This is a genomic window from Hydrogenophaga sp. IBVHS2, assembly GCF_002127215.1.
In the GTDB taxonomy this organism is placed as follows: domain Bacteria; phylum Pseudomonadota; class Gammaproteobacteria; order Burkholderiales; family Burkholderiaceae_C; genus Hydrogenophaga.
Genome location: NZ_NFUT01000003.1, coordinates 42,076 through 53,954 on the forward strand (window position 1 = coordinate 42,076; position 11,879 = coordinate 53,954).

The 11,879-nt window shown below is 69.1% G+C and carries 11 protein-coding genes; 8 read left to right on the forward strand and 3 right to left on the reverse strand.

The window, feature by feature from the left end; all coding sequences use genetic code 11:
- Positions 1 to 7: 7 nt before the first annotated feature.
- Together CAP38_RS09410 and recJ are read left to right on the forward strand one after the other, a co-directional pair.
- Positions 8 to 955: a phosphoglycerate mutase gene (locus CAP38_RS09410; RefSeq protein WP_143435805.1), complete on the forward strand. Its 948-nt coding sequence runs from the start codon at positions 8 to 10 to the stop codon at positions 953 to 955.
- Positions 952 to 2,676 carry a single-stranded-DNA-specific exonuclease RecJ gene (gene recJ, locus CAP38_RS09415; protein WP_086121159.1) on the forward strand — a complete coding sequence of 575 codons (1,725 nt, stop codon included), beginning with the start codon at positions 952 to 954 and terminating at the stop codon, positions 2,674 to 2,676. Before CAP38_RS09410 ends, recJ begins: the two co-directional genes overlap by 4 nt.
- Before the next feature lie 10 nt (positions 2,677 to 2,686).
- On the opposite strand, the gene CAP38_RS09420 is transcribed toward recJ, so the two are convergent.
- Both CAP38_RS09420 and CAP38_RS09425 read right to left on the reverse strand, forming a co-directional pair.
- Positions 2,687 to 3,424: a LytTR family DNA-binding domain-containing protein gene (locus tag CAP38_RS09420; RefSeq protein ID WP_086121160.1), complete on the reverse strand. Its 738-nt coding sequence runs from the start codon at positions 3,422 to 3,424 to the stop codon at positions 2,687 to 2,689.
- Between the two features lie 31 nt (positions 3,425 to 3,455).
- Positions 3,456 to 4,517, reverse strand: coding sequence for a sensor histidine kinase (locus CAP38_RS09425; protein WP_256924392.1), 1,062 nt, complete (start codon positions 4,515 to 4,517; stop codon positions 3,456 to 3,458).
- A gap of 108 nt (positions 4,518 to 4,625) precedes the next feature.
- Here CAP38_RS09425 and argH point away from each other — a divergent pair, with 108 nt between their 5' ends.
- Positions 4,626 to 6,077 (forward strand): argininosuccinate lyase, encoded by a 1,452-nt coding sequence (gene argH, locus CAP38_RS09430; protein ID WP_086121162.1) that lies wholly within the window; start codon positions 4,626 to 4,628, stop codon positions 6,075 to 6,077.
- A gap of 4 nt (positions 6,078 to 6,081) precedes the next feature.
- Here argH and CAP38_RS09435 read toward each other — a convergent pair whose 3' ends face one another.
- Complete coding sequence (locus tag CAP38_RS09435; RefSeq protein ID WP_143435806.1) at positions 6,082 to 6,876, reverse strand: alpha/beta hydrolase; 795 nt, start codon at positions 6,874 to 6,876, stop codon at positions 6,082 to 6,084.
- 246 nt (positions 6,877 to 7,122) lie between these two features.
- Between CAP38_RS09435 and CAP38_RS09440 the strand changes: the two genes are divergently transcribed.
- From CAP38_RS09440 to CAP38_RS09460, 5 genes are all read left to right on the forward strand, one after another.
- Positions 7,123 to 8,277 carry an alpha-hydroxy acid oxidase gene (locus tag CAP38_RS09440; protein ID WP_086121164.1) on the forward strand — a complete coding sequence of 385 codons (1,155 nt, stop codon included), beginning with the start codon at positions 7,123 to 7,125 and terminating at the stop codon, positions 8,275 to 8,277.
- 70 nt (positions 8,278 to 8,347) lie between these two features.
- The gene (locus CAP38_RS09445) at positions 8,348 to 9,532 is read left to right on the forward strand and encodes a DNA polymerase IV (protein WP_086121165.1); all 1,185 of its coding nucleotides are present in this window, start codon (positions 8,348 to 8,350) and stop codon (positions 9,530 to 9,532) included.
- A 92-nt stretch (positions 9,533 to 9,624) separates the two neighbouring features.
- Positions 9,625 to 9,903, forward strand: coding sequence for a hypothetical protein (locus CAP38_RS09450; RefSeq protein ID WP_086121166.1), 279 nt, complete (start codon positions 9,625 to 9,627; stop codon positions 9,901 to 9,903).
- 14 nt (positions 9,904 to 9,917) lie between these two features.
- The gene (locus CAP38_RS09455; RefSeq protein WP_086121167.1) at positions 9,918 to 10,763 is read left to right on the forward strand and encodes an enoyl-CoA hydratase-related protein; all 846 of its coding nucleotides are present in this window, start codon (positions 9,918 to 9,920) and stop codon (positions 10,761 to 10,763) included.
- 148 nt (positions 10,764 to 10,911) lie between these two features.
- The gene (locus CAP38_RS09460; RefSeq protein ID WP_086121168.1) at positions 10,912 to 11,856 is read left to right on the forward strand and encodes a DUF3034 family protein; all 945 of its coding nucleotides are present in this window, start codon (positions 10,912 to 10,914) and stop codon (positions 11,854 to 11,856) included.
- The last annotated feature ends 23 nt before the right edge of the window (positions 11,857 to 11,879 follow it).

Consider the following 11,879-nt stretch of genomic DNA (forward strand, 5'->3'; position numbering starts at 1 on the left):
TCGCGGCATGCCTGTCACGTCCTTGGCCCCTGACCCCGCCCGGTGCCTGCTGGTTCCCTTTGCCAGCGCACTCGACCCGGCGGCCCTCACGGCCCTGCGGGCCCTGACGCTGCCCTGCCTCACCGAGCTGCTGCCCCGCCTGCAGGTCACGGCCGAGGCGGGCGGCGGGGAATGGCTGTACACGCCGCCGCATGAACGCGCCCTGGCGGACGCAATGGGCCTGACCGGGGAAGACGGCGCCCTGCCCTGGGCGGCACTCGAGAGCACACAGCCGGGCGAAGCCCAGGCCTGGTTCCACCCGGTGCACTTCCAGGTCGGCATGGACCAGGTCAGCCTGCTGCCGGCCAGCGGGCTTGACGAGGCCTGCTCGCGCCAGCTCTTCGACGCCCTGGCCCCCTTGTGCGCCGAGGATGGCGTGACGCTGGAGTTCGTCTCGGCGCAGCGCTGGCGTGCGCGGGGCGAGCGGCTGGGGCAGCTGTCGTGCGCCAGCCTGGACCGGGTGTGGGGTCGCTCGGTGGCCCCCTGGCAACCGCGCGGGCCGCAGGCGCCCTGGCTGCGACGCCTGCAATCGGAGGCGCAGATGCTGTTCTACACACACCCCGCCAACGATGCACTGGCGGCGGCCGGCCAGGCGCCGGTGAATGGATTCTGGGCCGATGGAGCGGGTGCCATGACCGCCAGCCCCCAAGCGTCCGCACCGCGCACCCTCGACGATCTGCGCACCGCAGCCCTGCAAGGCGACTGGCCATCATGGGCCCGATCGTGGGAACGGCTGGACGCCAACGAGCTGCCCGCCCTGCTGGAAGCCAGCCAGCGCGGCGAGCCGGTGCGGCTGATCCTGTGCGGCGAACGCCGAGCCGTCGCATTCACGAACGGACCCCGCCATCGGCTGACCGGCTGGCTCCGGCATTTCCGCCGCCCAACCCATCCGGCCCTCCTGCTCGAAACCCTATGAAGATCATCACCCGCGATGTGCCGCCCCGGGCCGCCTGGACCCTGGAGCAAAGCGGCATCCACCCCTTGCTGGCGCGTCTGTTTGCAGCACGCGGCATCGCGAGCCCCGACGAGCTCGACGATGCCCTGGGCAGGCTGCTGCCGCCGGAATCGCTGACGGGCGCCCGGCAGGCCGCGGTGGCCCTGGCCGATGCCATGGCCGCCGGCCAGCGACTGTGTGTCGTGGCCGACTACGACTGCGATGGCGCCACCGCCTGCGCCACGGCCCTGCGGGGGCTGCGGCTGCTCGGTGCGGCCCATGTGGACTACCTGGTGCCGGACCGCGTGGTGGACGGCTACGGCCTGACGGCCAGCATCGCACGGCGGGTGCGGGAACGCGGCGCCGATGTGCTGATCACCGTGGACAATGGCATTGCCAGCATCGAAGGCGTGCGGGCAGCGCGTGCGCTGGGCCTGGAGGTCATCGTCACCGACCACCACCTGCCCGCCCAGCAGGACGGACAGACCGTGCTGCCGCAGGACTGCATCATCGTCAACCCGAACCAGCCCGGCTGCGGCTTCGCCAGCAAGAGCATGGCGGGTGTGGGCGTCATGTTCTACGTGCTGCTGGCGCTGCGGGCCGAATTGCGGAGCCGGGGCCATTTCGACGCAGCCACCCAGCCCCGCATCGACACCCTGCTGCCGCTGGTGGCGCTGGGCACGGTGGCCGATGTGGTGAAGCTCGATGCCAACAACCGGCGGCTGGTGTCGCAGGGTCTGCGCCGGGTGCGCGCCGGCGCCATGCCGCCGGGCATGGCCGCGCTCTTTGCCGTGGCGGGTCGGCAACCGGCGGCTGCCACGAGTTTCGATTTCGGGTTTGCGCTGGGCCCGCGCCTGAATGCGGCCGGGCGTCTGGCCGACATGACGCTGGGCATCGAATGCCTGTGCACCGACGACCCGGCGCGCGCCGACGAACTGGCCCGCACGCTGGACGGCATCAACCGCGAACGCAAGGTGATCGAGGGCGACATGCGCGAGATGGCGATGGAAATCGCCGAATCCATGTTCGACGAATCCGACACACCGCCGCCGGCCGTCGTGGTGTTCGATCCCGACTTCCACGAAGGCGTGGTGGGCATCGTGGCGTCGCGCCTGAAGGACCGCCTGCACCGCCCCACCTTCGTGTTTGCGGTGAGCGGTGCCGAGGGCAAGGAGCACGAACTCAAGGGTTCGGGCCGGTCCATTCCCGGCTTTCACCTGCGCGATGCGCTGGATCTGGTGGCCAAGCGACACCCCGGCGTGCTGCTGCGCTTCGGCGGCCATGCCATGGCCGCCGGCTGCACGGTGGACGCCGACCACATCGACACCTTTGAAGCCGCCCTGCAGCAGGTGGCCCACGAATGGCTCGATGCCGCCACACTGCAGCGGCGCATCGAGGCCGACGGCACCCTGGACCCGGCGTTCCGGCGCCCCGAGACGGTGGACACGCTGCATGCGGTGGTCTGGGGCCAGGGCTTTGCACCGCCGGTGTTCTGCGAGGAGGTGCAGGTGGTGAGCCAGCGGCTGGTGGGCGAGAAGCACCTGGCGCTCAAACTGAAGCACCAGGGCGAACCGGTGGATGGCATCTGGTTCGGTCACACCGATCCGCTGCCGGACCGGGTGAAGATCGCCTTCCGCCTCGACGCGGACGAGTGGCAGGGTCAGCGACGGGTGCGCTTCCTGGTGGAAGCCGCCGAGGTCTGACGCTCAGGGCTCAGCTCATCAACGATTCGCGCACCGCCGCCAGCTGCCGGCGCGACACCGCCAGCCGCTCTTCCACGCCGTCCAGGCGGACCGTCCAGCCTTCGCCCTCGGTGGGATCGTTGTGCTTCTCCACCGCCCGGACCGCCCGCCGTGACACCAGGGCGTTGCGGTGGATCCGCACGAACAGGTGCGAGTACCGGGACTCCAGGTCGCTCAGCGCGCCGTCGTAGATGTGTTCCTTTTCCCGGGTGCGCACGGTGATGTACTTGAGCTCCACCTTGAGGTAGACCACGTCCTGCAGGGCCACCCGCTCGCTGCGCCCGCGCTCCTGGATGATCAGGCACTCGGGCATGGAACTGTCGGTGCCGTCCTTGGGCGCCCGCAGCTTCTCGATCTTCTGCAGGGCCTGTTGCAGGCGCTCCCGGCGCACCGGCTTGGTGAGGTAGTCGGCCGCCTCGAGCTCGAAAGCCTGAACCGCATGCTCGGCATAGGCGGTGACGAAGACCACGCTGGGGGGTGCCGTCATCTGGCGCAGGGTGGACGCCAGGGCCATGCCGTCCACACCGGGCATGTGGATGTCCAGCAGCACCAGATCGATGTGGCCGCGCTGTATCTGCTCCATGGCCTGCACCGCATTGCCTGCCTCGCCCACCACATCGACGCGGGGGTCGGTGCACTCACCCAGCAGGGTGCGCAGCCGGGACCGGGCGAGGGTTTCGTCGTCAACGATCAATACCTTGAGTGTCATGTTCTGCTCCGTCGTGCGGCCCGCAGGCCGGTTATACCGGTATCTCCAGGCGGACCTGGAACACGCCGTCCACCAGCGCGCTCTGGAACCGTCCCTGAACGTCATGCAGCAGCGCCAGACGCTGGCGCACGTTGTCCAGCGCCAGTCCGTTGCCGCGCTTGCCCGTACCACCGGGCACGGTATTGGTAACCTTGATCACCACAATGCTCCCTCGCCGATGCGTGCTGATGCGCACCGTCGCTCCCGTGGGACTGGGCTCCACCCCGTGCTTGACCGCGTTTTCCACCAGGGGCTGGAGGATGAGCGGAGGCAACCGGGCGCCGAGCGAGGTCTCGTCCACGCTCCATTCCACCCGCAGACGGTCCCCAAAACGCACCTGCTCGATGGCCAGGTAGTGTTCGGCCAGCGACAGCTCCTGGCGCAGCGTGACCGCTTCCTTGGTGTCCGCCAGGGCGTGGCGGAACAGCTCGCTGAGGTTTTCCAGCAGGTCCTCGGCCAGCGCAGGCTCCTCGCGCACCAGGGCAATGGCGCTGTTGAGGGTGTTGAACAGGAAGTGGGGGCGGATGCGGGCCTGCAGCTCGGCCAGCTGGGCCTTGGTGCCGGCCGGCATGCGGGCCCGGGCCCGCCAGATCAGACCGGCCATGAGCACCAGGGAGACCAGCAGGCCCGCAGAAGCGCTGGCCCACCAGGGCCGGTGATCGGCAAATCCCAGCCACACCAGCAGCGCACAGCCATACAGGCCGGACGCCACGCCAAGCGCTCCCCCCACCACCCACTGCTGCCATTCCTGCAACCGGGCCATGACGCGGCGCAGCGCGAACACGGACAACAGCCAGATGAGCAGGGCCGGCAGGGCAGCGCCGGTGATGACGGCGGCGTTGTACAGCCAGGCATTGAAGGTGGCGGAATGGAACATCACCGCCACCGCGACGATGGCCTGCACGAAGCAGACCGCCCGCAGCACCACCCCGACCTGCACCGCGTCGAACACCTCGGCCCGGGCCCGCAGGTGCTCGGGCATGCTGGCCAGCGGCCGGGCCGCGGTGCTGCCTGAGAGCTCCTGGAAGGTCGATAAAATTCGAGAATCTTTCACGGGAGACGGTTCCTCCAGGGAATTCGCGGGCCACCGGCCCGCCCGACAAGCCCACCCGACGGGCGCCACGGCGGCCCGGACTTCCCACCTCAGCCGCTGGCACGCCCCATGTCCACCAACCAACTCGACAAGAAATCCGAAGCCTGGTCTGCCCTGTTCTCCGAACCCATGAGCGACCTCGTCAAACGATACACCGCCAGTGTGTTCTTCGACAAACGTCTGTGGCAGGCCGATATCGCCGGGAGTCTGGCACATGCGGACATGCTGCACGCGGTGGGTATCCTCTCGGCGGGTGATCTGGCCGACATCCAGCGCGGCATGGCCCAGATCCGCAGCGAGATCGAATCCGGGCAGTTCGAGTGGCAGCTCGACCTGGAGGATGTGCACCTCAACATCGAGGCGCGTCTGACCCAGCTGGTGGGCGATGCCGGCAAGCGGCTGCACACCGGTCGCAGCCGCAATGACCAGGTGGCCACCGACGTGCGACTGTGGCTGCGCGGCGAGATCGACCTGATCGCCGGGCTCCTGAAGGAACTGCAGCAGGCCCTGGTGGACGTGGCCGACCGCCATGTGGAGGTGATCCTGCCGGGCTTCACCCACCTGCAGGTGGCCCAGCCGGTGAGCTTTGCCCACCACCTGCTGGCCTATGTGGAGATGTTCGCCCGCGACGCCGAACGTTTCGCCGACGTGCGCCGCCGCACCAACCGCCTGCCGCTGGGCAGTGCCGCCCTGGCCGGCACCACCTACCCGCTGGACCGGGATCGCGTGGCACGCAGCCTGGGCATGGTCGACGACAGTGGCCTGCCGCAGGTGTGCCAGAACAGTCTGGACGGCGTGAGCGACCGCGACTTTGCCATCGAGTTCACCGCCGCTGCCTCGCTGTGCATGGTGCACATCAGCCGCCTGAGCGAAGAGCTGATCCTGTGGATGAGCCAGAACTTCGGCTTCGTGAAGATCGCCGACCGCTTCACCACCGGATCTTCCATCATGCCGCAGAAGAAGAACCCGGACGTGCCGGAACTCGCGCGCGGCAAGACCGGACGGGTCGTGGGCCACCTGATGGGGCTGATCACCCTCATGAAGGGCCAGCCGCTGGCCTACAACAAGGACAACCAGGAAGACAAGGAGCCGCTGTTCGACACGGTCGACACGCTCAAGGACACGCTGCGCATCTTTGCCGAGATGGTGGGGGGACAGCTGAACCCGGCCACCGGCGTGAAGGAAGGCGGCATCACGGTGAATGCGCCCGCCATGGAAGCGGCCGCGCGCAAGGGCTACGCCACCGCCACCGACCTGGCCGACTACCTGGTGAAGAAGGGCCTGCCGTTCCGCGATGCCCATGAAACGGTGGCACATGCGGTCAAGGCCGCCACCGGGCGGGGCTGCGACCTGTCCGAGCTGTCGCTGGCCGAACTGCAGGGCTTCCACCCGGCCATCGAGCAGGACGTGTTCCATTGCCTGAGCCTGCGGGGATCGCTCGATGCCCGCAACACACTGGGCGGCACCGCCCCCGCCCAGGTGCGGCAGCAGATCGCCCGCCACCGCCAGCGGCTGGCCTGAGCGGCTACATCGGTCCCAGAAAATCCGCCAGGTGGGCGGCGGCGCGATCGGCCGCATCCGGGTGACGGTGCAGCCAGGGCATCACCGGGCCGGTGCAGCCCTCGACCACCAGGCGCGAGACCCGGCGCGGATGCAGACTGCGCACGATGGCATCGGCCGGTGTGGCCGGCTCGACCCGCTCCACCCGACGGCGGGGCAAGGGCACCGGCGCATCCTCCCCGGTGATCACCAGCACCTGCCCCAGGAAGCCCTGCACGAAGCCCAGCAGACCACAGCGGCTCCAGCGCAGCGGAGGGCAATCGAGCACCACCGAGAGCGGGCGTGTCCAGGCGTCGTCGGGGTACAGGCAGGGATCGACAAAGACCAGACGGTGGATGGACTGCACATGGGACTGCGCCAGCCGCAGGCCGACCATGGCCCCCACATCGACCGCCAGCATCGCCAGCAGCCCCGGGCGCAGCCGTTCTCCGAAACGCAGGGCCTCGCGCGCGTTGCCGTCCAGGCTGCTGCGGGCGGCGGAGCCCCCGGTGGCCTCGCCGTGGCCCGAGAGGTTCATGGCCAGGCTGCCCAGCCCGCGCCGCTGCAGGCCGTAGAGCAGCGGATTGAGCTGGGTGTAATCGGCGCCGGCACCGTGCACCGCCACCAGGCGGGGACGCGCCACGCCACGGCCCGGCAGCCCCAGGACCCGGGCCTCCTGGAAGCGCACGCCGAAGCGCTCGCGCACATACCGGGCCGGCCCGGGCGGATCGCCGGGATGCTGCCACCGGGACCGGATCAACGATTGGGTCGAAATGCTCATGGCCGAACAGTCTAGGCAGGGGCCATTCGTGCGCTTTTGATGAACGCACAACGATTCGGTGATGAACAACGCCAGTTATCACCATGCTCTATCACTCAGGGCTCAACGCAGGCTATCCAGCCGTTCACGCACAAAATTTCAACTGCACCGAACCCGGTTTCACAAACGGTCAGGTCCCGGCCTGACTACCATCCGCACACCACCGACCCGCCCCGGGTCCGTCCGACCCCAACCCCTGGAGACAACATGTCCGTGATCACCACCGTGGAAGACCTGCGCGTGCTGGCGCAAAAGCGCGTGCCCCGCATGTTCTACGACTACGCCGACTCCGGCTCCTGGACCGAAGGCACCTACCGCGCCAACGCCGACGACTTCCAGAAGATCAAGCTGCGCCAGCGCGTGGCGGTGAACATGGAGAACCGCAGCACGCGCACCACCATGGTGGGGGTGGACACCGCCATGCCGGTGGCCATTGCGCCCACCGGCCTGACCGGCATGCAGCACGCCGACGGCGAGATCCTGGCCGCCCGCGCTGCAAAGAAGTTCGGCATTCCGTTCACGCTCTCCACCATGAGCATCTGCTCGATCGAGGACGTGGCCGAACACGCCGGGCGGGGCTTCTGGTTCCAGCTGTACGTCATGAAGGACCGCGCCTTCATCGAGCGCCTGATCGACCGGGCCAAGGCCGCCGGCTGTGGCGCCCTGGTGCTCACGCTGGATCTGCAGATCCTGGGCCAGCGCCACAAGGACCTGAAGAACGGCCTGTCGGCACCGCCCAAGCTGACCCTCAAGAACATGATCAACATCGCCAGCAAGCCGCGCTGGGCGCTGGGCATGCTGGGCACGAAGCGCCGGCAGTTCGGCAACATCGTGGGCCATGTGAGTGGTGTGGGCGACATGGGCAGCCTGAGCGAATGGACCGCCAAGCAGTTCGACCCCGCCCTCAACTGGGGCGACGTGGAATGGATCAAGCAGCGCTGGGGCGGCAAACTCATCCTCAAGGGCATCCAGGACGTGGAGGATGCCAAGCTGGCCGCCGATTCCGGGGCGGATGCGCTGATCGTGAGCAACCACGGCGGCCGCCAGCTCGATGGCGCCCAGAGCAGCATCGAGGCCCTGCCGAGCATCGTGGACGCGGTGGGCAGCCGCATCGAGATCCACATGGACGGCGGCATCCGCAGCGGCCAGGATGTGCTCAAGGCCCGCGCCCTGGGTGCCCGCGGCGTCTACATCGGCCGCCCCATGCTCTATGGCCTCGGTGCCATGGGCGAGGCCGGCGTGACCAAGTGCCTGCAGATCCTGCACAAGGAACTCGACATCACCATGGCCTTCTGCGGCCACACCAACATCGAGACGGTGGACAAGAGCATCCTGCTGCCGGGCACCTTCCCGACCGCCTGAAACACACCGCGCGGCTGGCTATCCTCGGGGGGTGAGCCCCGATACCCCCCGTCGCATTGCGCACCTCGACATGGACGCGTTCTACGCGTCGGTCGAGCTGCTGCGCTACCCGCAGCTGCGCGGGCTGCCGGTGGTGATCGGGGGCGGGCGGCGCCGGCTCGATGACCTGCTGGCGCGGCTGCGCCAGACCTACCCCGACCGGGAATGGGGTCCGCACACGCTGGACCGCATCCCGGTCGATTTCTTTCCGCGCCTCAAGGATTACGCCGGCCGGGGCGTGGCCACCACCGCCACCTACGAGGCCCGGCAGTCGGGCGTGGGCTCGGCGATGGGGCTGATGAAGGCCGCCGCGCTGTGCCCGCAGGCCATCCTGCTGCCAGTGGACTTTGACGAGGTGCGGCGCATCTCGCGCCTGTTCAAGGCCACCATCACCGAGATCGCGCCGGTGATGGAGGACCGGGGCGTGGACGAGGTCTACATCGATTTCACGCACGTGCCCGGCGGCCAGCGCGAAGGTGGCCGGGTGCTGGCCCGGCTGATCCAGAAAAGCATCCAGCAGGCCACCGGCCTGACCTGCTCCATCGGCGTGGCGCCCAACAAGCTGATCGCCAAGATGGCGAGCGAATTCCGCAAGCCGGCGGGCATCAGCATCGTCATGCCGGAGGACCTGCAGCGCCTCATCTGGCCCCTGCCCTGCCGCAAGATCAATGGCGTGGGACCCAAGGCCGACGAGAAGCTCAAGGCCCACGGCATCCACACCATCGGCGAGCTGGCGGCGCGAGAGCGCGACTGGCTCGTGGCCACCTTCGGCCGCAGCTACGGCGCCTGGCTGCACGACGCCGCCTGGGGCCGTGACGACCGGCCGGTGGTGACCGAGAGCGAGCCGGTCAGCATGAGCCGCGAGACCACCTTCGAGCGCGACCTGCACGCGGCGCGCGACCGCGCCGAACTGGGCGAGATCTTCACCCGGCTGTGCGAGCAGGTGGCGGCCGACCTGCAGCGCAAGGGCTACGCCGGCCGCACCATCGGCATCAAGCTGACCTACACCGATTTCAGCAAGGTCACGCGCGACCTGACCATCGATGCCGCCACGGCCGATGCCGCCACCATCCGCCGTGCCGCAGGGCAATGCCTCAAGCGGGTCGACCTGACCCGCCGCATCCGGCTGCTGGGGGTGCGGGTGGGCAAGCTGTCCCGGCCCGGAGCAGCCCCTGCGCCGGTGGCGGCCGAACCGGAGACCGGCTGGCTCTTCTGACCCTGCAGCCCGCTCGGACGACAGGGCCGGCGATTGACGCCACCTGACGCGATTCTTACAGTCAGGCGATTCCTCCACCCTGGGAGCCCGCCATGCCGAACCGCCTCACCCTGGCCGACCTGCAGCGCATCCGCGCATGGCACCTGGCCCACCACCGGCAACAACCGCTGGAGAGCCACCTCTGGGACGGCGTGCTCACCCTGTGGCTCATGGGCTGGATGGGCTGGGTGCCGGCCCTGATGCTGCAGGCCCTGTGGGCCGTGCCGCTGTGCCTGCTGGCCATGTCGCTGCCCGGCTTCTATGTGGCCTGGCGACGGCGGGCGCATCTGCAGCAACGTCTCAGGTGCGACTGGCTGCCCCCCGATCGCTGAGCAGAATGCCCCGCATGAACACGCTCACCTGCTTCCACCTCTCCCTCGGCGCCGACCACGTGGCGCATCTGGTGCTCGACCGGCCCGAAGCCATGAACACCATGCACCCGACCTTCTGGCGCGAGCTCGACGAGGTGCTGGCGCAGCTGCACCGCGACGGCACCGCCCGGGCGCTGGTGATCAGCAGCACGGGCAAGCATTTCAGCGCCGGCATGTCGCTCGAGACCTTTGCCGGCGCCATCCAGATGGACGACCAGAGCCCCGAGGGCCGGGCGGCCATCTTCGATCTGCTGACCGACATGCAGGCCACCTTCACGCGCCTGGAAAACCTGCGCTGCCCGGTGATCTTCGCCATCCAGGGCGGCTGCATCGGCGGCGCGGTGGACATGGTCACCGCCGGCTGCATCCGCTACGCCAGTGCCGACGCCTTCTTCTGCATCCAGGAAATCAACATCGGCATGGTGGCCGACGTGGGCACGCTGCAGCGCCTGCCCAAGCTGATGCCGCTGGCGGTGGTGAAGGAGCTGGCCTACACCGGCCGGCGTCTGGGGGCAGCCCGGGCGCAGGCGCTGGGTCTGGTCAACGAGGTGTTCGACAGTCACCAGGCCACGGTGGATGCTGCCCTGCAGTGCGCGCGCGAGATCGCGGCCAAGCCGCCGGTGGCCATCTGGGGCACCAAGCAGGCCGTCACCTACGCCCGCGATCACAGCGTCGAGGACAGCCTGCGCCAGATGGGCTGGCTGCAGGGCGCCATCTGGAGCAACGCCCATGTGCGCGAGGCGATTGCCGCCATGAAGGACAAGCGCGCGGCGCAGTTCACGCCGCTGTCCGAACTCAAGGGCTTCAGCGAGCAGGGCTGAACCCGCGGCAGGCGTGACGCCTGTCACGACCCCTCGGCAAGGTGGGTCTTTCTGAATCCGGCGGGGGCGGCGCCGGCGTAAAGGGGGTGTCGGGTCATCGTGGCCCGGTGCCGGCGGGGGCCATCCCGCCTTGCCTGACGGAGACAACATGCCCATCGCCCCGCCATTCTTCCGAACCACCGCCTGCCGTGCCGTGGCCCTGGCCTTCACGGCCGCCCTCGCCTCCGGTGCCGCCCTGGCCGATGCCGGCAAGCTGGTGCTCACCGGTGGCGTGAGCACGGTCGAAGGCGCCGCCGGCGGCGGCCTGACCCCCTGGGCCGTGATCGGCACCCAGGCCACGCAGGGCGAGAAGGGTGTGTCCATCCACACCAGCCGCGCCGTCACCGACGACTACGCCCTGAATGCCTACGGCGCGGCCGTGGCCATCGACGAGCGCTTCGAACTGTCGCTGGCGCGGCAGGACTTCCGCACCGGCATCACCGGTGCCGCACTGAATCTGCCGGGCCTGCACCTCAAGCAGGACATCCTGGGCGCCAAGGTGCGCGTGGCCGGCGACGCCGTGCTCGACAGCGACAGCCTGATGCCCCAGATCGCGGTGGGCGTGCAGTTCAAGCACCTGGGTTCCACCGGGCTGGACGGCACGCTGCAGGCCCTGGGCGCCAAGCGCAGCGGCGCCGACGTGTACGTGAGCGCCACCAAACTGTTCCTGGCCCAGGGCATCCTGGTCAACGGTACGCTGCGCGCCACCAAGGCCAACCAGGGCGGTCTGCTGGGCTTCGGCGCCACCCTGGGCGGGGCCGACAACGGCTACGAGCTGCATCCCGAGATCTCGGTGGCCTACCTCCTGCGCCGCAACCTGGCCGTGGGTGTGGAGTACCGCAGCATGCCCAACAAGCTGCAGACCGCCGGCCGGGCCGCCGGTCTGGGCGAAGGCCTGCGCGCCGGCGACTGGAAAGACATCTTCATCGCCTGGGCACCCAGCAAGAACGTCTCGCTGACCGCCGCCTACGTCGACCTCGGCACCATCGTTCCGGCCACCACCAACCAGCGCAAGCAGCGCGGCGTGTACGTCTCGGCCCAGTTCGCGTTCTGAACGCCCTTCTGAACACCCCACCC